Below are 22,999 nucleotides of genomic sequence, written 5' to 3' on the forward strand. Positions count from 1 at the left end.
CGACGGATGCACCAGCCGATTCGGTACTCCGGACGGCCGTTCGCCGGATGCGGAGCCGGGAGGTTCGCGGTCCACTCGGGCCATGAGCAGCGAACCGCCCCCCGGATCCGGCGGACCGCCGGAGGACGACCCGTTCAGGAAGCAGCCCCCTCCAGGCCAGGGACCGGGCTCACCGTACGACGCAGCCGGTGGCGGCGGGCAACCCCCGCCGTACGGCGGCGGTGACCCCTACGGCGGCGGCCAGTACCCCACCGACCCGCTCGCCGGTATGCCCCCGCTCGCCGACAGCGGCAGGCGCACGCTCGCCCGGATCATCGACCTGATCCTCGTGGGCATCGTCGTCTGGCTGCTCACCTGGGCGTTCAACGTGCACGAGTACGACGTGAACGGCAACAACCTCTCCTACAGCAAGTCCTTCGCGCAGTCGCTGATCGCCGCCGTGCTCTACATCGGCTACGACACGTATCTGATCAGCAGGACGGGACAGACGCTCGGCAAGAAGTGGCTGAGCATGCGCGTGGCCAACCTCGACAACGGCTCCACCCCCTCCGTACAGACCTCACTGGTCCGTTCGGCGGTCCTGTGGATCCCGTTCGCGTTCTGCTGCGCCTGCATCTGGACCGCGATCTCGGGCGGCTGGAGCTACTTCGACCGCCCGTACAAACAGGGCCTGCACGACAAGGCCGCCAAGACGGTTGTGGTGAGCACCAGTTGAGCCACCGCCCTGAAGGGGCGCGGGGCCCCGCCGCGGCAGCGGCTGATGTCACAGCCGATATCCGGCTCCGTCGCGGGGAGCGACCGGCCACGCTGCTGCCGCAGACGCGCGACGGCAGATCGTGGCACGTCCGATGGAGCGCCTCGTTCAGGATGCAGCGCGCTCGTGCACCGGCTCGGGTGCCGCCGCAGCCACCGCGGCCCGTACGGGCATTTCCTCCGCAACCGCCGGAGGCTGCTGCACCGCGACAACCCTCGGCTTCGGCAGCGGAACCGTCATGGCGACCAGGAGCCCGAGAGCGAGTGCCGCGAAGGCGATGACCGCGATCCCCACGCCCGAACTCGTCTGCGACAGCAGCAGCATGGCGAGCGTCGAGAAGATCACGGTGCACGAACCGTAGACGAGCTGGGCGGGCGTCGGACGAGGCATGGCAATCGTGTCCTCGGAAGTGGGGGTCCACGGGGGAGTCAGCCTGGGTTTCTGCCGATTTCCGGGCAGTCCGCCAACCGACTCTAATCGCGTGCATGCCCGAGTGGAACGAACAGTAAGCGTGACCTAACCAACAGTGCCGGTGCACAGGGGGCGCACGGAGTCATGGCGTCCATCAAGTGGACGTTCGAACGCGCCGGTCAGGGCGTCCGTAAAGCGGACTTCAACTCCGCATAGTGCAATTGTTGTGTCCAAGTCAAGGTCTGTTCTTTCTTGCCGACCTCTAGTCAAATTGCGTCACTTGACTTGCCACCTTGACCAAGAGGAACTCAAGTGACCCCAAAACCCTGGACGTTCAGAGCAACCGCGGTCGGCGTCGCGCTCGCGGCGGCCACCGCCACGTTCTCGACGTTCGCCGTGGCCCAGGCCGCCGACCCGGCCGCGACGGCCACCCGTGACCGCCATGACCCGGCGGCGGTCAGGAGCATGGAGCAGGACGACCTCGACGGTCCGCTCTCCAAGACCCAGGATGCCCAGCGCCAGGAGGCCCTGAACCAGGTCATATCCGGCCAGGCCCAGGTCAAGGACCGGGGCGGTTCGCAGGTCGTCCAGCTGAAGAGCAAGAAGGGCGACCGCAAGTACGTAGAACTGGGCCGGGAGAAGACCGACAAGATCTTCACGATCCTGGTCGAGTTCGGCGACAAGATCGACAGCACGTACGGCGGCACGGTGGGCCCCGCGCACAACGGGATAGCCCAGCCCGACCGGGCGAAGGACAACTCGACCGCCTGGCAGGCGGACTACAACCGGCAGCACTTCCAGGACCTCTACTTCGGGTCCGGCACCGACTCCATGAAGTCCTTCTACGAGAAGCAGTCCTCGGGCCGCTACTCGGTGGACGGCGAGGTCGCCGACTGGGTCAAGGTCCCCTACAACGAGGCCCGCTACGGCAACAACGCCTGCGGCTCCACCAACTGCCCCAGCGTGTGGAACGTCGTCAGCGACGGCGTCACCGCGTGGGTCGCCCAGCAGAAGGCGGCCGGCAAGTCCGACGCCGACATCAGGACGGACCTGGCGAAGTTCGACCAGTGGGACCGCTACGACTACGACCACGACGGCAACTTCAACGAGCCCGACGGCTACATCGACCACTTCCAGATCGTGCACGCCGGAGAGGACGAGTCCGCGGGCGGCGGGGTCCAGGGCAAGGACGCGATCTGGGCGCACCGCTGGTACGCGTTCGGCAGCGACTCCGGCAGCACCGGTCCCACGGGCAACAAGCTGGGTGGCGCGCAGATCGGCGACACCGGCATCTGGGTCGGCGACTACACCATCCAGCCGGAGAACGGCGGACTCGGCGTCTTCGCCCACGAGTACGGCCACGATCTGGGCCTGCCGGACCACTACGACACCACCAACGCCGGTGAGAACTCGACCGGTTTCTGGACGCTGATGTCCAACGGGTCCTGGCTCGGCACCGGCAAGGACGCCATCGGCGACCTGCCGGGCAACTTCAACGCCTGGGACAAGCTGCAGTTGGGCTGGCTGAACTACGACACGGCGAAGGCCGCGACGAAGTCGAAGCACAAGCTGGGTGTCGCCGAGTACAACACCAAGAACAAGCAGGCTCTGGTGGTCTCGCTGCCCGACAAGGCGGTCACCACCAATGTGGTCACCCCGGCGCAGGGCTCGACCCAGTGGTGGAGCGGCAGCGGCAACGACCTCAAGAACACGCTGACCCGGTCGGTCGACCTCACCGGCAAGTCCAAGGCCACGCTGACTCTCGACGGCTACTACGACACCGAGGCCAACTTCGACTACCTCTACACCGAGGTGTCGACCGACGACGGCGCCAACTGGACCCCGCTCGACGGCACGGTGGACGGCCAGGCCATCCCGCGCGACGGCAGCGGCAAGCCGGCGCTGACGGGCACGGTCGACGGCTACAAGAAGCTGTCGTACTCGCTGGACGCCTACGCGGGCAAGAAGATCGGCCTGCGCTTCCGCTACCAGACCGACAGCGGTGTGGCGCAGAAGGGCTTCGCTGCCGACGAGATCACGGTGACCGCGGACGGCACGGCGCTGTTCACCGACAACGCCGAGAGCGCGGACCCGGGTTGGACCGCAGCCGGTTTCTCCCGCATCGGCGCGTCCTTCACCAAGGACTACAAGCAGTACTACATCGCCGAGAACCGCCAGTACGTGTCGTACGACAAGACGCTCAAGGTCGGTCCGTACAACTTCGGCTTCTCGACGACCCGTCCGGACTGGGTGGAGCACTACCCGTACCAGAACGGCCTGTTGATCTGGAAGTGGGACACCTCGCAGCAGGACAACAACACCAGCCAGCACCCCGGTGCCGGCCTGGTCCTGCCGGTCGACTCGCACCCCACGGCGCTGAAGTGGTCCGACGGCACGCTGATGCGCAGCCGTATCCAGTCCTACGACTCGCCGTTCAGCCTGTACCGCACGGACGGCATCACGCTGCACAACGCGGACGTCGTAACGAAGATCCCGTCGTCGAAGGGCGTGCCGGTCTTCGACGACCACACGAGCACGTACTACGACGACTCGACCCCCTTCGCGGGAGTCAAGATCACTGACACCAACACCAAGATCAGGATCGTCAAGGAGGCCAAGGACGGCTCGACGATCAAGGTCGAGGTGGGCCCCGCGGTGAAGTAGTCGGTATTTGCGCAGGTCAGAAGCGTATCGGCGGTGACCCCCTGGCGGGTCGCCGCCGATCGTGTTTAGGTGCGTCCTGTGCTTCCCTTATTGACACCGGTAACGACAACGACTCGCACGGGGGTGTGACTGCATGGCCGCAGGAGGTTTCTGCAAGCTGCCGACAGGCAGCGTGGTGGTGGCGCTGAACCTGCCCAGCCCCGCCGCCGACGGCACGGGCTGCATACGCTTCCTCGTGCACGCCCAGAACCGGGCGCGCGCCCTGACCAGGCTGCGCAACCTGGGCATGCGGGCGGTGTACCTGCGTGGCAACGCCGCCCCGCCGACGCCCGACGAGATCACCGCGGTCCTGCACCACCCCGACGGCCTCATATGGCGCACGGCACCCGACAACGGTGTCGTGCACGGCCCGGAGCTCCCCCAGGAGCTGTGGCACCCGGTCAGGGCCCTGCTACGGCGCCCCACGGCTCCCGCGTGAGCCCGGGCGGCCCCTAGGCGACGACAGGCTTCCCGGAGAGCTCCACGCCCGCCTCACGCAGCTCCTCCAGCGCCCGCTCCGTGGTCTCCTCGGCCACCCCGGCGGTCAGGTCGAGCAGTACCTGGGTGCGGAAGCCCTCCCGCGCGGCGTCCAGGGCGGTGGCGCGCACGCAGTGGTCGGTGGCGATCCCGACGACGTCGACCTCGCCGACCTCCCGGGCGCGCAGCCAGTCGGCGAGCTTCACGCCGTTCTCGTCGGCCCCCTCGAACCCGCTGTACGCCGCCGCGTACGCCCCCTTGTCGAAGACGGCGTCGACCGCCCCGGAGGCGACGGCGGGCGCGAAGTTCGGGTGGAAGCCGACGCCCTCGGTGCCCGCGACGCAGTGCGCGGGCCAGGAGTGCTGGAAGTCGGGGTTGTCGGCGAAGTGGCCGCCGGGTGCGATGTGGTGGTCGCGGGTGGCCACCACGTGCCGGTAGCCGGAGCCGCCCGCCTGCCCGATCAGCTCGGTGATGGCGGCGGCGACGTCGGCACCTCCGGCCACGGCGAGGCTGCCCCCCTCGCAGAAGTCGTTCTGCACGTCAACGACGATCAAGGCGCGGCGCATGGTGGGTGTCCTTCTCGACGATGGGGTCGGGGGAGGGGTGCGGGCCCGGCCATTGAACTTCCGAGCGTATTGAGTTCCCGTCCGGTAGGGGAGGGGGCGTTACGGGGCGTATCCGGCGGCACTTGCTTTAGCTACCCGAGCGCCCGTGCACGTACTCCGTCGGAATGACCGGTTCCCCGCGCGAGAGCTGGGTCGCGGACAGCGGCAGGTTGGCGCGCGCGGCCGTGTGCCGGTCGCGTACGACGTCCAGCGGCTCGCGCGCCACCACGTCGCCGCCCTTGACCAGCTCGACCAGCAGCTGCCGGTCCGCCAGCTCGGCCGGGACGGTGCCGGTGCCGACGACCTCGGCCTCCGCGACGCCGTCCGCGTCCGGCCTTCGCGCGGCCCACTTGCGGCCGCCGATGGACGTCTTGCCGCCGCTGGACTTCTTCGCCACCGGCACCAGCGGCGCCTTCGGGTCGGCGGACTCGGCGCGGGCGACCAGCTTGTACACCATCGAGCAGGTCGGATGCCCGGACCCGGTCACCAGCTGCGTACCGACGCCGTACGCGTCCACGGGCGCCGCGGCGAGCGAGGCGATGGCGTACTCGTCGAGGTCCGAGGTCACGATGATCTTCGTTGCCGTCGCGCCCAGCTCGTCCAGCTGCTGCCGTACCCGGTGCGCGACCAGCAGCAGATCGCCGGAGTCGATGCGCACGGCGCCCAGCTCCGGCCCGGCGATCTGGACGGCCGTCCGGACGGCCTCGGCGACGTCGTAGGTGTCCACGAGCAGGGTGGTGTTCCGGCCGAGCGAGTTCACCTGGGCCTGGAAGGCGTCCCGCTCGCGGTCGTGCAGGAGGGTGAAGGCGTGCGCGGAGGTGCCGACGGTCGGGATGTTGTAGCGGAAGCCGGCCGCGAGGTCCGAGGTGGAGGCGAAGCCGCCCACGTACGCGGCGCGGGAGGCGGCGACGGCGGCGAGCTCGTGCGTACGCCGGGCGCCCATCTCGATCAGCGGGCGCTGCCCGGCGGCCGAGGACATCCGGGAGGCGGCCGCCGCGATCGCGGAGTCGTGGTTGAGGATGGAGAGGATCACCGTCTCCAGCAGCACGCACTCGGCGAACGACCCCTCGACCCGCATGATCGGCGAGCCCGGGAAGTACACCTCGCCCTCCGGATAGCCCCACACGTCACCGGAGAAGCGGTAGGAGGCGAGCCACTCGAGGGTCGCCTCGTCGACGATGTTCCGCTCGCGCAGGAAGCCCAGGACGTCCGCGTCGAAACGGAAGTTCTCGACGGCGTCCAGGACCCGCCCGGTGCCGGCCACGACGCCGTAGCGCCGCCCCTCCGGCAGCCGCCGGGTGAAGACCTCGAAGACGCTTCGCCGTTCGGCCGTACCGGCCCTGAGGGCGGCCTGCAGCATCGTGAGCTCGTACTGGTCCGTGAAGAGCGCCGTCGAGGGAACGTCCACCGGCAGCCCAAGGTCCGCTACGTCCACGAAAGCTCTCCTAGCTATGACTCGCCGGGTGCCCCCAGGTCGGCCGGGGGTCCGGGGGTTGTCCCCCGGTGTGTGCAGCATGACGACAGATGGTACACCCCTTTGCGTCAGTGTGACGATTTGTAGGGCCCGTGGCAGCATGGGCTGTGTGACGTCACCCGCTCCCCTTGAGATCGAACGGACCGAATCCGCGGAAGAGGTCTTCGCCGTACCCGAGCCGGACGTCCCCTGGGTCACGATCGTCCACAACGACCCGGTCAACCTCATGAGCTATGTGACGTACGTCTTCCAGACGTACTTCGGCTACACCAAGGACAAGGCCACCAAGCTCATGCTCGATGTCCACCACAAGGGCCGGGCGGTCGTCTCCAGCGGCACTCGCGAGGAGATGGAACGCGACGTGCAGGCGATGCACGGCTACGGACTGTGGGCCACCCTCCAGCAGGACCGGAAGTAGCGACTCAACCTGATGCCAGGAACCTTCGAACCGCTCCCCGGCGGCGGCGCGGCCGTCGCGCTCGACGACGTCGAGATCTCCATCATCCGGTCGCTGGCCGTCCAGCTCCTGGAGCTCATCGGACCCGGCCCCGGTGAGGACGCCCCCGACGACCCGCTGGCCGAGCTCTTCGCCGAGGGCCCGAGCGAGCCCCCGAAGGACCCCGTGCTCAAGCGGCTCTTCCCGGACGCCTACAGCGACCCGGAGGGCACCCCCGGGCCCAAGGAGGCCGAGGAGCAGCAGGCGTACTCCGCCGAGTTCCGCCGTTTCACGGAGAACGACCTGCGCGCCGCCAAGCGCGAGAGCGCCCTCGCCGTGATCCGCTCCCTGGACGCGCTCACGCCGGCCGGAGACGGCGGCGCGATCCTCAAGCTGTCCCCCGAGGAGTCCCGACAGTGGCTCGGCGCCCTCAACGACCTGCGCCTGGCGATCGGCTCCCGGCTGGAGATCACCGACGAGGACGACACCGACCTCCTCTACCGCCTCCCGGACGAGGACCCGCGCAAGCCGATGGTGATGGCGTATCTGTGGCTGGGCGGACTCCAGGAGACGCTCGTCTCGACCCTTATGCCCTGAGATGTGACGCTTTTGTGTTCGCTCAGAGGACGCTCAAATCCGGATAACGATCGCATCACCGCTCCGGTCAGGTGTGCCCGTCTTGTGTCCCGTATGTCCCCTTCTTCTTGTGTGATGCGCCACATCTCACACAGTTGATCAAGGTTGCGGCCGTGATAAATCTTCACGACCGCCCGGCGAACACCACCCATGTTCGGCCGGGTGCGCCACCGAGCCGGCGGATCGCCGGCCAGGCACGGGCGGGTCCGCAAAACCCGCTCAACTCCATCAATCCGGGGGGATCGAGACCCGATCCGGGGCCGACGAGAGGCCCGGGGTCGGAATGGAGAAAGGCGCACCACCACATGACCTCCGCTCAGGTCGGTACGGACAACGCCCCCGAAGGGGCCGAAGAGGGGTACGAGCGCGGACTGGGCAGCCGTCAGGTCCAGATGATCGCGATCGGCGGCGCCATCGGCGTCGGCCTCTTCCTGGGTGCCGGGGCGAACATCGCCAAGGCCGGCCCCAGCCTCATCTTCATGTACGCCCTCGCGGGCGTGATCATCTTCTTCATCATGCGGGCGCTCGGCGAGCTGCTCCTCTACCGCCCGGTCTCGGGCTCCTTCGCGGAGTACTCCCGCGAGTTCCTCGGCCCGTTCTTCGGCTACTTCACCGCCTGGACGTACTGGCTGATGTGGGTCGTGACCGGCATGGCCGAGCTGACGGCCGCCGCGATCTACGTCCACTACTGGTTCCCGCACGTCCCGCAATGGACGACCGCCCTGGTCTTCCTGGTGATCCTCTTCGGGGCCAACCTGATCTCCGTGAAGCTCTTCGGCGAGCTGGAGTTCTGGTTCTCGATGGTCAAGGTCACCGCGCTGATCGGCATGATCGTCATCGGCCTCGGTGTCCTCACCTTCGGCTTCAGCGCCGCCGGTGACACCGCCTCCGTCGCCAACCTCTGGCAGTTCGACGGCTTCTTCCCCAAGGGCGTCGGCTCGTCCCTGATGACCCTGCAGGGCGTCATGTTCGCCTACCTCGCCGTCGAGCTGGTCGGCGTCACGGCCGGCGAGTCCGAGGACCCGGAGAAGACCCTTCCCAAGGCGATCAACACCCTGCCCTGGCGCATCGCGCTGTTCTACGTCGGCGCGCTCACCGTCATCCTCTGTGTCGTCAAGTGGACCGAGTTCGCGGACGGCGTCAGCCCCTTCGTGAAGGCGTTCGCGCTGATCGGCATCCCGGCCGGCGCGGGCATCGTCAACTTCGTCGTCCTGACCGCGGCCCTGTCCTCCTGCAACTCGGGCATGTACTCCACGGGCCGCATGCTGCGCACGCTGGCCGACAACGGCGAGGCCCCGCGCGCCTTCTCCAAGCTGTCGGCCTCCAAGACGCCGGCCCTCGGCATCACGGTCTCCGTGGCCTTCATGGGCATCGGCGTGGTCCTCAACTACATCGTCCCGGAGAAGGCCTTCGGCTACGTCACCTCGGTGGCCACCGCGGCCGGCATCTGGACCTGGCTGATGATCCTGATCAGCCACGTCCTCTACCGCCGCGCGGTCGTCGCGGGCCGGCTGCCCGCCTCGTCCTTCCCGGCGCCGGGCGGCGCGGTGTGCTCGTACATCGCCATCGTGTTCCTGCTCTTCGTCACCGGCCTGATCGCCTACGACGCCGACTCCCGCGTCTGCCTCTATGTGATGGCCGGCTGGGCGGTCGTCCTCGGTATCGGCTGGGCGATCCTCAAGGCGAGCAACCCGGAGGTCACCCGGCGGCGCGAGCCGGAGCTGGAGAAGGTCGGCTGACCGACGCCCCCTGTTCGGCATCCGGGCCGTCCCGTACCACCCATCGGTACGGGGCGGCCCTCTGCTTATCCTGACGAGCATGCTGACCATCACCCAGGCCCTCGTCGACCAGATCGTCGCGCACGCGCGCAAGGACCACCCCGACGAGGCGTGCGGCGTCGTCGCGGGCCCGGCCGGGTCGGACCGTCCCGAGCGGTTCATCCCGATGCTGAACGCGGCCATGTCGCCCACGTTCTACGAGTTCGACTCCGGCGACCTGCTCAAGCTCTACCGCGAGATGGACGACCGCGACGAGGAGCCGGTGGTCATCTACCACTCCCACACCGCGACCGAGGCCTACCCGTCCCGCACCGACATCTCCTACGCCAACGAGCCCGGCGCCCACTACGTCCTGGTCTCCACCGCGGACACCGACGGCCTCGGCGACTTCCAGTTCCGCTCGTACCGGATCGTGGAGGGCGAGGTCGCGGAGGAGGAGGTCACGGTCGTGGAGGCCTACTGATCTCGCGGTTCGGTCAGAATCCGTCCAGTATGCGAGATCACACTCCGGGACCCGGACCGGGAATCGATACGATGACCCCATGGTTTTCCACGACGTGAGCGACAAGACGCCGGGCATGCTGCTCGTGGCGCGGCTGCACGTCGACCTGTGCAGGCTGCAGAGCGCCATCTGTACGCGCTGACCCCTGCCGCCGTACGGCCGTGAGCCGCGGCGCCTCAGGCACCACCTGCTGTACTGCGCTGCCGCGCGCCCACCGACTGACTACTCCCGACAGGAGCCCTGAGCCATGGCCATCGAGGTCCGCATCCCCACCATCCTTCGCACCTACACCGACGGCCAGAAGGCGGTGGAGGGCAACGGGGACACCCTCGCCGAGCTCTTCGCCGACCTCGAGACCCGGCATGCGGGCATCCAGGCCCGCATCGTGGACAACGGCGAGCTGCGCCGCTTCGTCAACGTCTACCTGAACGACGAGGACGTCCGCTTCCTCGAGGGCATCAACACCAAGGTCGCCGACGGCGACAACGTGACGATCCTGCCGGCCGTGGCCGGCGGCATGGCCTGATCCGCATGCGCTACGACTCCCCGCTGGCCGCGGTGGGCAACACCCCTCTGGTGCGCCTGCCGCGGTTGTCGCCGTCCGAGGACGTCCGCATCTGGGCCAAACTGGAGGACCGCAACCCCACCGGCTCGGTCAAGGACCGGCCCGCCCTGCACATGATCGAACAGGCGGAGAAGGACGGCCGCCTGACCCCCGGCTGCACGATCCTGGAGCCGACGAGCGGCAACACCGGCATCTCGCTCGCCATGGCCGCGAAGCTCAAGGGCTACCGCATGGTGTGCGTGATGCCCGAGAACACCTCGCAGGAGCGCCGCGACCTGCTCGGCATGTGGGGCGCGGAGATCATCTCCTCCCCGGCGGCGGGCGGTTCCAACACCGCGGTCAGGGTGGCCAAGGAACTCTCGGCCGAGCACCCGGACTGGGTGATGCTCTACCAGTACGGCAATCCGGACAACGCGGGCGCGCACTACGCGACGACCGGCCCCGAGATCCTCGCCGACCTCCCCTCGGTCACCCACTTCGTGGCGGGCCTCGGCACGACGGGCACGCTGATGGGCGTCGGCCGCTTCCTGCGCGAGAACAAGCCGGACGTGAAGATCGTCGCCGCTGAACCGCGCTACGACGACCTGGTCTACGGGCTCAGGAACCTCGACGAGGGCTTCGTACCGGAGCTGTACGACGCCTCCGTGCTGACGACCCGCTTCTCCGTCGGCTCGGCGGACGCCGTCACCCGCACCCGTGAACTCCTCCAGCAGGAGGGCATCTTCGCGGGCGTCTCCACCGGCGCGGCCCTGCACGCGGCGATCGGCGTCGGCAACAAGGCGGTCAAGGCCGGCGAGAGCGCGGACATCGTGTTCGTCGTGGCCGACGGCGGCTGGAAGTACCTGTCGACGGGCGTCTACACGGCGGCCACGACGGAGGAAGCGATCGAGACGCTGCACGGGCAGCTCTGGGCGTAGTCGTTCAATGAGCCTGCTCGATTCGTGAGCCTGCTCGAAGGGCTTACGTAGCCAGGTGACGGACCTGGTCCCACAGGACCGGGTCCACCACACCCACCCGCCGCCGGAACTCCCACACCGGCACCTCGCGCAGCTCGTCCGTCTCCAGGAAGCTCGCGCGCCCCTGCGCATCGCCCACGGCGCCCGGAGGCAACGGGATCACCCCGGCCCGCTCGTCGTGGTACTTGCTGGTGATCTTCGCGACGACCGCCCGCTCCCCGTGCACCACCAGCACCAGACAGGGTCGGTCCTTGTTGCCCGGCCGGTCCTCGTAGGGAACGTTCGCCCACCAGATCTCCGCGGGCTTGGGCCGCCCGCCACCCCGCACGCCCGGCCGACCCGGCGGCCGCGTCCGGCGCCCTTCCGGCCGCCGCCCCCGCCCCCAGCCGTCGACAAGCGTGGCGACCAGCGCGAGCAGTATCACCGCGGCGAGCGCGAGCCACCATGACGTGTCCATACGAAGACGTTACCGGCGCACGATCAGCGCCGCGCGCCCTCTGTGCAACCCGTGCTCGCCCTCTCACGCCACACCCGCCCCGCTTCCAGCCGAACCGGTGACACCACAGGTGAGTTCGCCCACAACAGCCCTTGCCTGAGGAGCGACCGGACCTTTTGCGCCTTACGCTCGACGGACCGCACGACCCCCGTTCTCCTTCCCGGAAAAGTTCCCGCCAGCGGAGGTTTCTGCTTCATGAAGCTCACCGTCGTCGGTTGCTCGGGGTCGTTCCCGTCCGCGGAATCGGCCTGCTCGAGCTACCTCGTAGAGGCCGACGGCTTCCGGCTGCTTCTCGACATGGGCAACGGTGCCCTTGGCGAGCTGCAGCGCCACTGCGGTCTCTACGACCTCGACGCGATCTTCCTCAGCCATCTGCACGCCGACCACTGCATCGACATGTGCGCCTACTTCGTGGCGCGCTACTACCGGCACGACGGCGGCCGCTGCGACCCCATCCCGGTCTACGGACCCGAGGGCACCGAGCACCGGCTCACCACCGCCTACGCCGACACCCCCACCGCCTCCTCCATGAGCGAGGTCTTCGACTTCCACACGGTCAAGCCGTCCACGTTCGAGATCGGCCCGTTCACGGTGCACACGGAACGCGTGGCCCATCCCGTGGAGGCGTACGGCATCCGCATCGAGCACGGTGGGACGTCCCTGACCTACTCCGGCGACACGGGCACGACTTCCGTCCTGGACGAACTCGCCCGCGACACCGACCTGTTCCTGTGCGAGGCCGCTTTCACGCACGGCAAGGAAAGCATCCCCGACCTGCACCTCAACGGCCGCGAGGCGGGCGAGGCGGCGGCCCGGGCGGGCGCCCGGCGCCTGGTCCTGACCCACATCCCGCCGTGGACCGACCCGCAGGTCAACCTGGCCGACGCCCGTGCGGTGTTCGACGGCCCGGTGGCCCTGGCGGCGCCGGGGCAGACGTACGAGATCTGAAGCAGTCGTACGAGATCCAGCGCACATGCCGAAGGCTCCCGGAACCAGGGGTTCCGGGAGCCTTCGCGCACGTTGGGGCAGGCCTACTTGGCCTCCGCCTTCTGCAGTTCCGCCAGTTCCTCGTCGGACTCGCGGCCCGGCGTCGGCAGGTTGAACCTGATGATCGCGAAGCGGAAGATCACGTAGTAGAGGACGCCGAAGCAAAGGCCCACCAGGATCAGCCCCAGCGGGTTGGTCGCGATGCCCCAGTTCAGGCCGAAGTCCACCACGCCCGCCGAGAAGCCGAAGCCGTCCTTCATGCCGAGCGCCCAGGTCAGCGCCAGCGAGACACCGGTGAGGACCGCGTGGATGGCGTACAGGACCGGCGCGATGAACATGAAGGTGAACTCGATCGGCTCGGTCACACCCGTCACGAACGACGTCAGCGCGATCGAGAACATCATGCCGCCGACCACCTTGCGGCGCTCCGGACGGGCGCAGTGCACGATCGCGAGACAGGCCGCCGGCAGACCGAACATCATGATCGGGAAGAAGCCGGTCATGAACTGGCCCGCGGTCGGGTCGCCCGCCAGGAAGCGCGCGATGTCACCGCTCTTGCCGTGGTAGTCGCCGGCCTGGAACCACGGGAACGAGTTCAGCAGGTGGTGCATGCCGATCGGGATCAGCGCACGGTTGGCCACACCGAAGATGCCCGCGCCGACCGCGCCCGACCCCACCAGCCACTCGCCGAAGTTGTGCAGACCCGTGCCGAGGACCGGCCAGATGTAGCCGAAGACGATGCCGATGACCAGGCCCGCGAAGGCCGACAGGATCGGTACGAGTCGGCGGCCGCCGAAGAAGCCCGCCCAGTCCGGCAGCTTGGTGCGGTAGAAGCGCTGGTAGAGCAGTGCGACCACGAGGCCCATCACCACACCGCCGAGCACCTTGGCGTCGACCGGGGCGTTCACCATGACGACCTTGCCGTCGACGGCCGTCGCCACCTTCGGCAGGTTCTTGTCCGTGAACGTGGCCAGCACGTTCTTGAAGACCAGGTAGCCGACGACCGCGGCGAGCGCCGTCGAGCCGTCCGACTTCTTGGCGAAGCCGATCGCGATGCCCACGGCGAACAGCAGCGCCATGTTGTCGAGGATCGCGTTGCCGCCCGCCGCCATGAACCCCGCGATCTTCGTGAGGAACGTGGGGAAGGACGGGCGTCCGAGCATGTCCGTGTTGCCCAGCCGCACCAGCAGGGCGGCGGCGGGCAGGACGGCCACCGGCAGCATCAGGCTGCGGCCGATACGCTGCAGCACAGCCATCGCGCCGGGGCCCTTCTTCTTCTCGGCCGCGGGAGCGGCGCTGGCCGTGGTCACAACTTCCTCCAGGGGGCAGAGCGCCGCCCGGGGACAGGGGAAGAGGACGGCGGCGTCGCTGGTCTGTACCACTCAGTGGTGTAGACCTGTGGTGTAGACCTGTTGTAGCACGGTGAAGGCCGGATAAGGAACCCGCTGTTTTCTGGTGGGCTGTCAGGCCTTCGTGACGTCGTCGTGCTCCTCCTCCGGCTCCCGCCCCGGAGTCCTCAGATCGAACCTCGTGATCGCGAAACGGAAGACCACGTAGTAGACCAGCGCGAACATCATGATCGGGAAGAACCCGGACGTGAACTGGCCCGCGTTCGGATCGCCCGCCAGGAACATGTTGATGCCACCGTGCACCACCGACCCGTCCGGCTTCGTGTAGCTGCCGAACTGGAACCAGATGGGCACGTTCAGGAACTGGTGCAGCCCCACCACCAGCAGCGCCCGGTTCGCGACCCCGAAGATGCCCGCGCCCCAGGCGTCGAGTCCGTCGAGCCAGTCGCTGAAGTTCTCCAGGCCGTCACCGATGGGCGGCCAGATCCACAGGCACAGCGCGGCGAACGCGATCGCAACGAACGCCATGATGATCGGGACCAGCCGCCGCCCGTTGAAGAAACCGAGCCCCCGAAGATACCCGGATTCTGGTACGTGAACACCGTCACCGTGCCGTCGGACGCCTGACAGCCGATCCCGGCCACCGCCTTCGCCCCGCCCACGCAGTCCTTCGGGAACTGGCGCAGCACGTTGTAGTAGACGAGAAACCCGCGACCGCCGCCAGCGCCGTCGAACCGTCGGCCTTCTTCGCCATACCGATCGCAACGCCGACACAGAAGAGAAGCGGAAGCCCCAGAGAACCGTCGAGCAGCGCGCCGCCCGCACCGCCCATCACCTTCGAGACGTTCGTCCACCCCAGCCCGTCGTCCCCGAACACGTCCGGCTGCCCCAGCCGGTTGAGGATGCCCGCCGCCGGCAGCACCGCGATCGGCAACTGGAGACTGCGGCCCATCTTCTGCAGACCCTGAAATAGGCTGTTCCATCGCCTCCGGGCAGGGGAGATCTCCGTGGTGGCACTCATGGGTTGGCGACCGCCTGTCAGGTGGTGTAGACCAGTTACGGGCGATATGGCTGCTGTGACGTCATCCTTCGGTACGCACGACGCAATCGCTCGCGAAGTTGAGCCAACCGTGCGTGAGGAGACTGACATGGCCAGCAAGGCTGAGAAGATCGTTGCCGGGCTCGGCGGCATCGACAACATCGAGGAGATCGAGGGCTGCATCACTCGGCTGCGCACCGAGGTCAGCGACGCCTCGCTGGTCGACGAGACCGCCCTGAAGGCCGCCGGCGCCCACGGCGTCGTCAAGATGGGCACCGCGATCCAGGTCGTCATCGGCACCGACGCCGACCCCATCGCCGCGGAGATCGAAGACATGATGTGAACAGACATGAGCTGAGCCACGGCCGACCCGGCCCACACTCACTCATTGGGGCCCCTTCCCACCGCGGGAGGGGCCCTTTCCGCTCGTACGGCTAGGCTCGTCGCCATGTCTCGAATCGACGGCCGCACCCCCGAACAACTCCGCCCCATCACCATCGAACGGGGCTGGAGCAAGCACGCCGAGGGCTCCGTCCTCATCGCCTTCGGCGACACCAAGGTCTTCTGCACCGCCTCCGTCACCGAAGGCGTCCCCCGCTGGCGCAAGGGCAGCGGCGAGGGCTGGGTCACCGCCGAGTACTCCATGCTGCCCCGCGCCACCAACACCCGCGGCGACCGCGAGTCCGTACGCGGCAAGATCGGCGGCCGCACCCACGAGATCAGCCGCCTCATCGGCCGCTCCCTGCGCGCGGTCATCGACTACAAGGCACTCGGCGAGAACACCATCGTCCTCGACTGCGACGTCCTGCAGGCTGACGGCGGCACGCGTACCGCTGCGATCACCGGCGCGTACGTGGCACTGGCCGACGCCGTCGCCTGGGCTCAGGGCAAGAAGCTGATCAAGGCCGGCCGCCAGCCGCTCACCGGCACCGTCTCGGCGGTCTCGGTCGGCATCGTCGGCGGCATCCCCCTCCTCGACCTCTGCTACGAGGAGGACGTGCGGGCCGACACCGACATGAACGTCGTCTGCACCGGCGACGGCCGCTTCGTCGAGGTCCAGGGCACCGCGGAGGCCGAGCCGTTCGCCCGCGAGGAGCTCAACTCCCTTCTGGACCTGGCGGTTTCCGGCTGCTCGGAACTCGCTGTCCTTCAGCGCAAGGCTCTTGATACGGTCCTCGAAAAGTAAAGGACGCACCAAGCGGAACGGCGGCCCGGGGCAACCCCGCTGCCCGTCCCAGCGTCCCTACGAGTACGGGCGCACGGCACACCACCGTGCGCCCGGCCAGTACGGGGGGCCCACGGGCCTGGACAACGGAGGGACCACAGTCATGGCCGCGAGCCGAGGCCGCCGCATCACCACCACCATCGCAGCACTGGCAGCCATCGGGCTGACCGCAGGCCTCACCACCGGCTGCGACGCCGTCAACAAGGCCCTGGACTGCGTCCAGACCGCCGACACCATCGCCGACAGCGTCACCGACCTCCAGCAGGCCGTGGAAAACGCCTCGAACGACCCGACCCAGCTCGACGAGTCGCTCGCCTCCATAGACAAGAACCTCGACAAGATCGGCGACAAGACCGACAACGCCGACGTCAACAAGGCGGTCGACGACCTCAACAAGGCCGTCTCGAACGTCCGCACCGCCATCAAGAACGGCGACAACACCCCCGACGTCAGCCCGGTCACGGACGCGGCAGGCGAACTGACGAAGGTGTGCACGTCGTAACGGGCGGGGCGGGGGAGCGCCGGGAGCCGGAATACTGGTCGACATGACGCGCTTGATCCTCGCCACCCGCAACGCCGGAAAAATCACCGAGCTCAGGGCGATCCTCGCCGACGCAGGCCTGCCCCACGACCTGGTCGGCGCAGACGCCTACCCGGACGTCCCCGACGTCAAGGAAACGGGCGTGACATTCGCCGAGAACGCCCTGCTGAAGGCCCATGCCCTGGCCCAGGCCACGGGTCTTCCGGCCGTCGCCGACGACTCGGGTCTCTGTGTCGACGTCCTGAACGGCGCCCCCGGCATCTTCTCCGCCCGCTGGGCCGGCAAGCACGGCGACGACCGCGCCAACCTGGAACTGCTCCTGGCCCAGCTCGGAGACATCGCGGACGAACACCGCGGCGCCCACTTCGCCTGCGCGGCGGCGCTGGCGCTGCCGGACGGCCGGGAACGGGTGGTCGAGGGACAGCTGCGGGGGGTGCTGCGGCACGCGCCGGTCGGCACGAACGGGTTCGGGTACGACCCGATCCTGCAGCCGGAGGGGGAGTCGCGGACGTGCGCGGAGCTGAGCCCCGAGGAGAAGAACGCGATCAGCCATCGGGGGAAGGCCTTCAGGGCGTTGGTGCCGGTGGTTCGGGAGTTGTTGGGCTGAGGACAGAGACACGGCCCTCACCTTTGATCTAAAGGTGAGGGCCGGTGCGGCCGGTGGGATTCGAACCCACACGGGTTTCCACCCAAGGGCTTCTAAGGCCCTCGCGTATGCCATTTCGCCACGGCCGCGCAGCTGACATGCTACCGGTCGCGCGGAGCTTGCTTACGCGGGCCTCTCCGACCCCCTCGACACCAGGTGCTCGTCGTCGCATGGCAGTTGGGACACAGCAACCGCAGGTTCTCGCGTCGGTCGTCCCGCCAATCCCCGTTGATGCGATCGACCTCCAACGTCATTGGCTTGCCGAGCCATTCAGGGCCGACGCCACACTCGGCGCACTCCTCGGACACTCCCAATTCGCGAAGCGCGCGACGTAGCAGATGGGTCCTCGTCCGGCGCTCGCCGTCGTGCCGCACGAGAACCTCCTCGGCGCGTTTGACGGGGGTCGTGCCCGGCCTCCCGCGTTGATGTGCTTGTCCCAGGAAGTGGGAGGTGTCCAGACCGTCCTCGGCCACCCAAAGAGGGAAATCGGCGCGCAGTCGGCTGCGGTATGGATCCATACCCAGCGCGCGCAGAGCACCAGCGATGGATGTCGCCTCAGCGACGGCGCACCGCAGTTCCTCGGCGGTGGGCCTGCATACCAGCTGGCCCCGTCTCTGCCGTGGCATGTGAGAGATATCGATCCCGAAGTGATCGAACCGCCGGAAGAGATGGTGGCGAAGATTGCCGTAAGGCTGAGTGCCGAAGAACGCGATGACCTCATCGATGTCCGAGCACTCCGCCGCGGCCTCGACCAGCCGTACCCGGGTGTACTGCACGCCGCTGCTCATGAAGCCCTGCCTTTGCCGCGCCCTCGGTAACTGTCCGTCGTCGAATGGCAGTTGGGGCACAGGAATCGGAGGTTCTCGATGCGGTTGTCGCGCCAGTTGCCGTCGATGTGGTCGACTTCCAGAGGGAGCGGGCGCCCTCGCCAGACCGCTTCTACGCCGCACATCGCGCAGCGCCCCGGCATGCCTGTGGCCGTCATCGCCCACTTGAGACGATCGCTCGGGATGCGCCGAGCCTGGCCGGTCGGCTGCTCGACGAGCAGGCCCTCCGGTGTTCGGGGACGCCAGGCCTTGCCCTGTTGGGTCGGCACCTGGAAGTGCGAGATGTCGATGCCGTACGCCTTGATCCGGCGGCTGATGTGCGTGTGGTGACCGCCGACGACCTCCAGCCCCAGCCGACGCAGCACCTCGCACATGTTCGTCGATGCCGAAACCGCCTCCTGAAGGACCTCCCGCGTCCACTTCACCTCGCGCTCGAAGTGCGAGACATCCACGCCCAGCCTCTTCATCCGCTCGAACACGTACCGCCGCGTCGAACTCTTCGGATCCACCCCCAATCTCCCCAACGCCTCCGACAACGTCCGCGCCCCCCGAGCCGCCTCCTCCAGCCGCTCCTTGGTGTACGCACTGGCCCCCATGGGTCCCCTCCGTTCCGGCCGCGCGTTCGCAGCCCGTACGGAGTAACGAACCGTTTATCGGACAGTCACGCCCGAAACGTAAAACAGCCCGTACCGGAACCGTCCGGTACGGGCCGTCGAGCAGCGGAAACGGGGCCTCAGATGCCCAGGTCCTTGATGATCTTGGCTACGTGACCCGTCGCGCGGACGTTGTACAGCGCCCGTTCGACCTTGCCCTCCTCGTCCACGACGATCGTCGAGCGGATGACGCCCATGTACGTCTTGCCGTAGTTCTTCTTCGCGCCGTACGCGCCGTACGCCTCGGTGACCGTCTTCTCCGGGTCGGCCGCCAGCGTGATCTTCAGGGACTCCTTCTCGCGGAACTTGGCCAGCTTCTCCGGCTTGTCCGGGGAGATGCCGATGACGTCGTAGCCGGCGCCGGCCAGGAGTTCCAGGTTGTCCGTGAAGTCGCAGGCCTGCTTGGTGCAGCCGGGCGTCAGGGCCGCGGGGTAGAAGTAGACGATGACCTTGCGGCCCTTGTGGGCCGAGAGGGACACGTCGTTGCCGTCGGCGTCGGGGAGGGTGAAGTCGGGGGCCACGTCCCCGGGCTGGAGTCGCTCGCTCATCGAACCAGCGTAACCGGGGGTCCTGACAGTGCACGGGCGGGCGGAACTGACAGACTGTCCAGAACAAGCAGCACCAAGCAGTAACAAGTAGCAGCAAGCAGCAGCAGGCATCAGCTGACTTCGGAGGCCTTACGGTGGCGGACACGTCGGACACCAGAACCCCGGCGCAGATCGAGGCGGACATCAGGCGCCGCCGCGAAGTGCTGGCCGAGACGCTCGACGAGATCGGGGTGCGGGTGCATCCGAAGACGATCGTCGGGGATGCCAAGGCCAAGGTCGTGTCGAACATCGATCAGACCCTGGGACGGGCCTATGTCGGGGTCAACAAGGTCGTGAGCGATGTGAAGGCGCAGTTCGTGGACGAGGAGGGCGCGCCCCGGCTGGAGCGGATCGTGCCGGTCGCGGTCGTCGCCGTCGGACTGGTGGGCCTGCTCGCGCTCGGTACCCGGCGGCGCAGGGACTGAGCAAGCGCCGACCCGGCGGCGTAGGGACTCCGTAAAGGCAGGTAGGTTCAAGGCGTGAGCGCCAAGAGAAACGAGCACAGCACCCAGCACGACAAGCTGCCCATCCGGATGCTGCACGACCGGGTCCTGGTCAAGCAGGAGAGCGGCGAGGGCGAGCGGCGGTCGGGCGGGGGCATTCTGATTCCCGCCACGGCGGCGGTCGGGCGTCGGCTGGCCTGGGCCGAGGTCGTAGCGGTGGGGCAGAACGTACGGACCGTGGAGCCGGGCGACCGGGTGCTGTACGACCCGGAGGACCGTGCCGAGGTGGAGGTCCGGGGCGTCGCCTATGTGCTCATGCGTGAGCGTGACCTGCATGCCGTGGCCGCGGACCGGTTCGAGGGGTCCGAGGACACGACGGGGCTGTACCTGTAGAACAGCGACGAAGAGGGCTGGTGACCATGGTCACCAGCCCTCTTCGTCGCTTCAGGTCGGTGGGCCGCCCGTGCCCGCGGACGTACCCACGTCCGTACCGGCCGTCGTGCCGCCGTCGGTCGTGCCTCCGGTGTCCGTGCCGTCCGTCGTCCCGCCGTCCGTCGTGTCGCCGGTCGTCCCGCCCGTCGTGGTGTTTCCGCCGTTCGTGGTGCCGCCGTTCGTGTTGTCGCCCGTGGTTCCGCCGTTCGTGGTGTTGCCCGTGGTGTTGGTCCCGCCGTTGGTCGTGCCGCCGTTGTTCTGGCCCTGGGTCTGGCCCTGGTTGTTCTGGCCGTTCGTGGTGGGCGTGGGGCCGGTGGTGCCGCCCGTGGTGGGCTGCTGCGAGGGTTCGGTGGTGACGGGCGGCTCGGTCTCTTCGGCGCCCGCCTGGAGCTGGAGGTCGAAGTCCGTGACCGGCTTCCCCTTGAGGGCGGCCTTGGTGTATTGCACCCAGATCTGGGCGGGCGGGCCGCTGCCGTTGACGCGGGGCAGGCCCATTGCGCCGTACAGCGACTTGTGGGCGGCCGTGACCGGGTCCTGGCCCATGACGGAGACGACCGTCGCGAGGTCGGGTGTGTAGCCGGCGAACCAGGCGGCCGTGTCCTCCTCCGCGGTGCCGGTCTTGGCGGCGGCGGGGCGGCCCGCATTCTGGGCGGCGGTCGCGGTGCCGTTCTCGACGACGCTCTGCAGGATGGATGTGGTGGTGTCGGCGGCCTCGCGGCTGACGGCCTTCGAGGTGGTGTCCTTCGGCAGGTCCACGACGTCCTTGCCGTCCTTGGTGATCGATTCGATCATCGTGTACACGCTGTGCTCGCCGTGGTTGGCGAGCGTCGCGTAGGCCTCTGCCATGTCGAGGACGCTGGCGGTGTTCACGCCGAGCGCGATGGACGGGGTCGAGGTCAGGTCGGGGGTGTCGGACGGGATGCCGAGGGCGACCGCCGTGTCCTTCACCTTGTCGGGGCCCACGTCAACGGCCATCTGCGCGTACACCGAGTTGACGGACTTGTCGGTGGCGGTGCGCACGCTGATGTCTCCGTACGACACCTCGTCCTCGTTCTCCGGTGCGTAGGTGCCGCCGTTCCAGCCCTCCACGGGGCGCTTGTTGGTGCCGTCGTAGTAGGTGTTCGGGGTGATGGTCTCGCCGTCCTGCGTCGTGGAGTGGTTCTGGACGGCCGAGGTGAAGACGAAGGGCTTGAAGGTGGAGCCGACCTGGAAGTCGCCGCGGGTCGCGCCGTTCGTGTACTGCTTGACGTAGTCGATGCCGCCGTACATCGCGACGACCTTGCCGGTCTTCGGGTCGACGGAGGCGCCGCCCGCGCGGACGTAGTTGTCGACCTTGTTGTTCTTCTTGTCGAGCTTGGACATCAACTTGTCGTTGACGGCCTTCACGAAGGCGTTCTGCCTGCTCTTCTGCAGGGTGGTGGTGATGCGGTAACCGCCGGCCTCGAGGTCGTCCGTGGTGACGATCTTGTTCTTGGTGAGGTAGTCCCTGATCGCGGTGACGATGTAGCCGCGCTGCCCGGACATGCCGGTGGAGGCGGTCTGTTCCTTCGGCATCGGGAACTTGAGACCGGCGCGCTTGGCCTCGCTCAGCCAGCCCTTCTTGACCATGCCGTCCAGGACGTAGTTCCAGCGGGCCACGGCCGCCGACTTGTTCTCGGGGTGCGCGATCACGTCGTACTCGCTGGGGGCGTTGACGAGCGCGGCGAGGTAGGCGGCGTGGGCCGGGTCGAGGCTGGTGGCGTTCTGGCCGTAGTAGGCCTGGGCGGCGGCCTGGATGCCGTAGGCGTTGCGGCCGAAGTAGCTGGTGTTGAGGTAGCCCTCGAGGATCTTGTCCTTGGGCTGCTCCCGGTCCAGCTTGATCGAGATGAAGAACTCCCTGGCCTTGCGGGTGAGGGTCTGCTCCTGCGCGAGGTAGTAGTTCTTCACGTACTGCTGGGTGATCGTCGAACCGGACTGCTTGCCCTTGCCGGTGGCGGTGTTCCAGGCCGCGCGCAGCATCGCCTTGGGGTCGATGGCGGACTCGGAGTAGAAGTCGCGGTCCTCGGCGGCCAGGACGGCGTGCTGGGCGTCCTTGGAGACCTGGGCGAGCGTCACGTTCTCCCGGTTGATGTCACCGTCACGGGCGATCTGGGAGCCGTCCGCGTAGAGGTAGACGTTGGCCTGCTTGGTGGCGAGGGCGTTGGCCGGCGGGATCTTCACCAGCGAGTAGCCGAGGAAGAACAGGCCGATCAGCAGCAGTATCCCGATGACGAAGGTGCCGAGCACCATGCGCCAGGTCGGGATGAGCCGGCGCCAGCCGGTGCGCCTCGGCCGCTTCGGTTTCGCGCCGCCCGGCTCGGGAGCGCCCGGCTCGGCCGCGCCTTGCGGCTCTCTCGGTGCCCAGCCCTGGGTCGGCTGCTGCGGCTGCGGCTCGTCGCTCATCTCGTGCACGGACTCCTGTTTCGCGTCGTACGTTCCCGTACGCCCTCGTACGCCAT

Annotated in this window: 26 protein-coding genes, 1 tRNA gene and 1 pseudogene; 17 read left to right on the plus strand and 11 right to left on the minus strand. The window is 68.1% G+C overall.

Features of this window, described 5'->3' with window-relative positions:
- Positions 1-82 precede the first annotated feature (82 nt).
- Positions 83-715 (plus strand): RDD family protein, encoded by a 633-nt coding sequence (locus IH68_RS0135695; protein ID WP_030943608.1) that lies wholly within the window; start codon positions 83-85, stop codon positions 713-715.
- Between the two features lie 147 nt (positions 716-862).
- On the opposite strand, the gene IH68_RS0135700 is transcribed toward IH68_RS0135695, so the two are convergent.
- On the minus strand, positions 863-1,144 hold the full coding sequence (locus tag IH68_RS0135700) for a hypothetical protein (RefSeq protein ID WP_030943611.1): 282 nt from the start codon (positions 1,142-1,144) through the stop codon (positions 863-865).
- A gap of 333 nt (positions 1,145-1,477) precedes the next feature.
- On the opposite strand from IH68_RS0135700, the gene IH68_RS0135705 reads away from it, so the two are divergent.
- Entirely contained in the window at positions 1,478-3,829 is a 2,352-nt protein-coding gene (locus IH68_RS0135705; RefSeq protein WP_030943614.1) for an immune inhibitor A domain-containing protein, read from the plus strand.
- Between the two features lie 133 nt (positions 3,830-3,962).
- A complete protein-coding gene (locus IH68_RS0135710; protein ID WP_030943617.1) occupies positions 3,963-4,307 on the plus strand; it encodes a hypothetical protein in 345 nt (114 codons plus the stop codon).
- A gap of 13 nt (positions 4,308-4,320) precedes the next feature.
- Here the strand turns inward: IH68_RS0135710 and IH68_RS0135715 are convergent, their stop codons facing one another.
- Together IH68_RS0135715 and IH68_RS0135720 are read right to left on the minus strand one after the other, a co-directional pair.
- Entirely contained in the window at positions 4,321-4,911 is a 591-nt protein-coding gene (locus tag IH68_RS0135715; RefSeq protein ID WP_030943621.1) for an isochorismatase family protein, read from the minus strand.
- 127 nt (positions 4,912-5,038) lie between these two features.
- The gene (locus IH68_RS0135720) at positions 5,039-6,385 is read right to left on the minus strand and encodes a nicotinate phosphoribosyltransferase (protein WP_030943624.1); all 1,347 of its coding nucleotides are present in this window, start codon (positions 6,383-6,385) and stop codon (positions 5,039-5,041) included.
- Positions 6,386-6,524: 139 nt separating this feature from the next.
- On the opposite strand from IH68_RS0135720, the gene clpS reads away from it, so the two are divergent.
- From clpS to IH68_RS0135755, 7 genes are all read left to right on the plus strand, one after another.
- On the plus strand, positions 6,525-6,842 hold the full coding sequence (gene clpS / locus IH68_RS0135725; RefSeq protein WP_030943626.1) for an ATP-dependent Clp protease adapter ClpS: 318 nt from the start codon (positions 6,525-6,527) through the stop codon (positions 6,840-6,842).
- A gap of 12 nt (positions 6,843-6,854) precedes the next feature.
- The gene (locus IH68_RS0135730; RefSeq protein ID WP_030943627.1) at positions 6,855-7,457 is read left to right on the plus strand and encodes a DUF2017 domain-containing protein; all 603 of its coding nucleotides are present in this window, start codon (positions 6,855-6,857) and stop codon (positions 7,455-7,457) included.
- A gap of 344 nt (positions 7,458-7,801) precedes the next feature.
- Entirely contained in the window at positions 7,802-9,235 is a 1,434-nt protein-coding gene (locus IH68_RS0135735; RefSeq protein WP_030943629.1) for an amino acid permease, read from the plus strand.
- Between the two features lie 79 nt (positions 9,236-9,314).
- A complete protein-coding gene (locus tag IH68_RS0135740; protein WP_030943631.1) occupies positions 9,315-9,737 on the plus strand; it encodes a Mov34/MPN/PAD-1 family protein in 423 nt (140 codons plus the stop codon).
- 79 nt (positions 9,738-9,816) lie between these two features.
- Positions 9,817-9,918 (plus strand): putative leader peptide, encoded by a 102-nt coding sequence (locus IH68_RS59545; protein ID WP_311736770.1) that lies wholly within the window; start codon positions 9,817-9,819, stop codon positions 9,916-9,918.
- 105 nt (positions 9,919-10,023) lie between these two features.
- Positions 10,024-10,302 carry a MoaD/ThiS family protein gene (locus IH68_RS0135750; RefSeq protein WP_030943634.1) on the plus strand — a complete coding sequence of 93 codons (279 nt, stop codon included), beginning with the start codon at positions 10,024-10,026 and terminating at the stop codon, positions 10,300-10,302.
- 5 nt (positions 10,303-10,307) lie between these two features.
- Positions 10,308-11,258 carry a PLP-dependent cysteine synthase family protein gene (locus IH68_RS0135755; protein ID WP_030943637.1) on the plus strand — a complete coding sequence of 317 codons (951 nt, stop codon included), beginning with the start codon at positions 10,308-10,310 and terminating at the stop codon, positions 11,256-11,258.
- A 43-nt stretch (positions 11,259-11,301) separates the two neighbouring features.
- Here the strand turns inward: IH68_RS0135755 and IH68_RS0135760 are convergent, their stop codons facing one another.
- Positions 11,302-11,754 (minus strand): type II toxin-antitoxin system PemK/MazF family toxin, encoded by a 453-nt coding sequence (locus IH68_RS0135760; protein WP_030943640.1) that lies wholly within the window; start codon positions 11,752-11,754, stop codon positions 11,302-11,304.
- A gap of 234 nt (positions 11,755-11,988) precedes the next feature.
- Between IH68_RS0135760 and IH68_RS0135765 the strand changes: the two genes are divergently transcribed.
- On the plus strand, positions 11,989-12,741 hold the full coding sequence (locus tag IH68_RS0135765) for an MBL fold metallo-hydrolase (RefSeq protein WP_030943643.1): 753 nt from the start codon (positions 11,989-11,991) through the stop codon (positions 12,739-12,741).
- An 83-nt stretch (positions 12,742-12,824) separates the two neighbouring features.
- Here the strand turns inward: IH68_RS0135765 and IH68_RS0135770 are convergent, their stop codons facing one another.
- Together IH68_RS0135770 and IH68_RS50460 are read right to left on the minus strand one after the other, a co-directional pair.
- Positions 12,825-14,090: a PTS transporter subunit EIIC gene (locus IH68_RS0135770; protein WP_030943646.1), complete on the minus strand. Its 1,266-nt coding sequence runs from the start codon at positions 14,088-14,090 to the stop codon at positions 12,825-12,827.
- 153 nt (positions 14,091-14,243) lie between these two features.
- Positions 14,244-15,150 (minus strand): annotated as a pseudogene (locus IH68_RS50460) (PTS transporter subunit EIIC).
- 127 nt (positions 15,151-15,277) lie between these two features.
- Between IH68_RS50460 and IH68_RS0135780 the strand changes: the two are divergent.
- The 4 genes from IH68_RS0135780 to rdgB all read left to right on the plus strand — a co-directional run bounded on the left by IH68_RS0135780 (position 15,278) and on the right by rdgB (position 17,541).
- Positions 15,278-15,511 (plus strand): glucose PTS transporter subunit EIIB, encoded by a 234-nt coding sequence (locus IH68_RS0135780; protein WP_030943649.1) that lies wholly within the window; start codon positions 15,278-15,280, stop codon positions 15,509-15,511.
- A gap of 105 nt (positions 15,512-15,616) precedes the next feature.
- On the plus strand, positions 15,617-16,354 hold the full coding sequence (rph, locus tag IH68_RS0135785; protein WP_030943652.1) for a ribonuclease PH: 738 nt from the start codon (positions 15,617-15,619) through the stop codon (positions 16,352-16,354).
- Positions 16,355-16,496: 142 nt separating this feature from the next.
- A complete protein-coding gene (locus IH68_RS0135790) occupies positions 16,497-16,895 on the plus strand; it encodes a hypothetical protein (RefSeq protein WP_030943655.1) in 399 nt (132 codons plus the stop codon).
- A 43-nt stretch (positions 16,896-16,938) separates the two neighbouring features.
- The gene (gene rdgB, locus IH68_RS0135795) at positions 16,939-17,541 is read left to right on the plus strand and encodes an RdgB/HAM1 family non-canonical purine NTP pyrophosphatase (protein WP_030943659.1); all 603 of its coding nucleotides are present in this window, start codon (positions 16,939-16,941) and stop codon (positions 17,539-17,541) included.
- Positions 17,542-17,586: 45 nt separating this feature from the next.
- Here the strand turns inward: rdgB and IH68_RS0135800 are convergent.
- From IH68_RS0135800 to bcp, 4 genes are all read right to left on the minus strand, one after another.
- Positions 17,587-17,669, minus strand: a tRNA-Leu gene (locus IH68_RS0135800).
- Between the two features lie 12 nt (positions 17,670-17,681).
- Entirely contained in the window at positions 17,682-18,368 is a 687-nt protein-coding gene (locus tag IH68_RS0135805) for a hypothetical protein (protein ID WP_030943662.1), read from the minus strand.
- On the minus strand, positions 18,365-19,003 hold the full coding sequence (locus IH68_RS0135810; RefSeq protein WP_030943664.1) for an HNH endonuclease signature motif containing protein: 639 nt from the start codon (positions 19,001-19,003) through the stop codon (positions 18,365-18,367). The genes IH68_RS0135805 and IH68_RS0135810 overlap by 4 nt, the downstream gene beginning before the upstream one ends.
- A 137-nt stretch (positions 19,004-19,140) precedes the next feature.
- Positions 19,141-19,608, minus strand: a complete 468-nt coding sequence (bcp, locus tag IH68_RS0135815; protein WP_030943666.1) for a thioredoxin-dependent thiol peroxidase — start codon at positions 19,606-19,608, stop codon at positions 19,141-19,143.
- A gap of 134 nt (positions 19,609-19,742) precedes the next feature.
- On the opposite strand from bcp, the gene IH68_RS0135820 reads away from it, so the two are divergent.
- Both IH68_RS0135820 and IH68_RS0135825 read left to right on the plus strand, forming a co-directional pair.
- Positions 19,743-20,072: a DUF3618 domain-containing protein gene (locus IH68_RS0135820; protein ID WP_030943668.1), complete on the plus strand. Its 330-nt coding sequence runs from the start codon at positions 19,743-19,745 to the stop codon at positions 20,070-20,072.
- Positions 20,073-20,126: 54 nt separating this feature from the next.
- Positions 20,127-20,483 (plus strand): GroES family chaperonin, encoded by a 357-nt coding sequence (locus IH68_RS0135825; protein ID WP_030943670.1) that lies wholly within the window; start codon positions 20,127-20,129, stop codon positions 20,481-20,483.
- A 51-nt stretch (positions 20,484-20,534) separates the two neighbouring features.
- Here IH68_RS0135825 and IH68_RS0135830 read toward each other — a convergent pair whose 3' ends face one another.
- Positions 20,535-22,943: a transglycosylase domain-containing protein gene (locus IH68_RS0135830; RefSeq protein ID WP_030943673.1), complete on the minus strand. Its 2,409-nt coding sequence runs from the start codon at positions 22,941-22,943 to the stop codon at positions 20,535-20,537.
- Positions 22,944-22,999 lie beyond the last annotated feature (56 nt).

It is taken from the genome of Streptomyces sp. NRRL S-646, from assembly GCF_000720765.1.
Taxonomy (GTDB): Bacteria; Actinomycetota; Actinomycetes; order Streptomycetales; family Streptomycetaceae; genus Streptomyces.

What these genes read in the sequence shown, in the direction of transcription:
- rph (WP_030943652.1), top strand. Translation starts at nt 15,617, where the DNA reads ATGTCTCGAATCGACGGCCGCACCCCCGAACAACTCCGCCCCATCACC.
- IH68_RS0135810 (WP_030943664.1), bottom strand. Translation starts at nt 19,003, where the DNA reads ATGGGGGCCAGTGCGTACACCAAGGAGCGGCTGGAGGAGGCGGCTCGG.
- IH68_RS0135755 (WP_030943637.1), top strand. Translation starts at nt 10,308, where the DNA reads ATGCGCTACGACTCCCCGCTGGCCGCGGTGGGCAACACCCCTCTGGTG.
- IH68_RS0135735 (WP_030943629.1), top strand. Translation starts at nt 7,802, where the DNA reads ATGACCTCCGCTCAGGTCGGTACGGACAACGCCCCCGAAGGGGCCGAA.
- IH68_RS0135740 (WP_030943631.1), top strand. Translation starts at nt 9,315, where the DNA reads ATGCTGACCATCACCCAGGCCCTCGTCGACCAGATCGTCGCGCACGCG.
- IH68_RS0135730 (WP_030943627.1), top strand. Translation starts at nt 6,855, where the DNA reads ATGCCAGGAACCTTCGAACCGCTCCCCGGCGGCGGCGCGGCCGTCGCG.
- IH68_RS0135700 (WP_030943611.1), bottom strand. Translation starts at nt 1,144, where the DNA reads ATGCCTCGTCCGACGCCCGCCCAGCTCGTCTACGGTTCGTGCACCGTG.
- IH68_RS59545 (WP_311736770.1), top strand. Translation starts at nt 9,817, where the DNA reads ATGGTTTTCCACGACGTGAGCGACAAGACGCCGGGCATGCTGCTCGTG.
- IH68_RS0135710 (WP_030943617.1), top strand. Translation starts at nt 3,963, where the DNA reads ATGGCCGCAGGAGGTTTCTGCAAGCTGCCGACAGGCAGCGTGGTGGTG.
- IH68_RS0135765 (WP_030943643.1), top strand. Translation starts at nt 11,989, where the DNA reads ATGAAGCTCACCGTCGTCGGTTGCTCGGGGTCGTTCCCGTCCGCGGAA.
- clpS (WP_030943626.1), top strand. Translation starts at nt 6,525, where the DNA reads ATGGGCTGTGTGACGTCACCCGCTCCCCTTGAGATCGAACGGACCGAA.
- rdgB (WP_030943659.1), top strand. Translation starts at nt 16,939, where the DNA reads ATGACGCGCTTGATCCTCGCCACCCGCAACGCCGGAAAAATCACCGAG.
- IH68_RS0135695 (WP_030943608.1), top strand. Translation starts at nt 83, where the DNA reads ATGAGCAGCGAACCGCCCCCCGGATCCGGCGGACCGCCGGAGGACGAC.
- IH68_RS0135805 (WP_030943662.1), bottom strand. Translation starts at nt 18,368, where the DNA reads ATGAGCAGCGGCGTGCAGTACACCCGGGTACGGCTGGTCGAGGCCGCG.
- IH68_RS0135750 (WP_030943634.1), top strand. Translation starts at nt 10,024, where the DNA reads ATGGCCATCGAGGTCCGCATCCCCACCATCCTTCGCACCTACACCGAC.
- IH68_RS0135780 (WP_030943649.1), top strand. Translation starts at nt 15,278, where the DNA reads ATGGCCAGCAAGGCTGAGAAGATCGTTGCCGGGCTCGGCGGCATCGAC.
- IH68_RS0135830 (WP_030943673.1), bottom strand. Translation starts at nt 22,943, where the DNA reads ATGAGCGACGAGCCGCAGCCGCAGCAGCCGACCCAGGGCTGGGCACCG.
- IH68_RS0135790 (WP_030943655.1), top strand. Translation starts at nt 16,497, where the DNA reads ATGGCCGCGAGCCGAGGCCGCCGCATCACCACCACCATCGCAGCACTG.
- IH68_RS0135760 (WP_030943640.1), bottom strand. Translation starts at nt 11,754, where the DNA reads ATGGACACGTCATGGTGGCTCGCGCTCGCCGCGGTGATACTGCTCGCG.
- bcp (WP_030943666.1), bottom strand. Translation starts at nt 19,608, where the DNA reads ATGAGCGAGCGACTCCAGCCCGGGGACGTGGCCCCCGACTTCACCCTC.
- IH68_RS0135715 (WP_030943621.1), bottom strand. Translation starts at nt 4,911, where the DNA reads ATGCGCCGCGCCTTGATCGTCGTTGACGTGCAGAACGACTTCTGCGAG.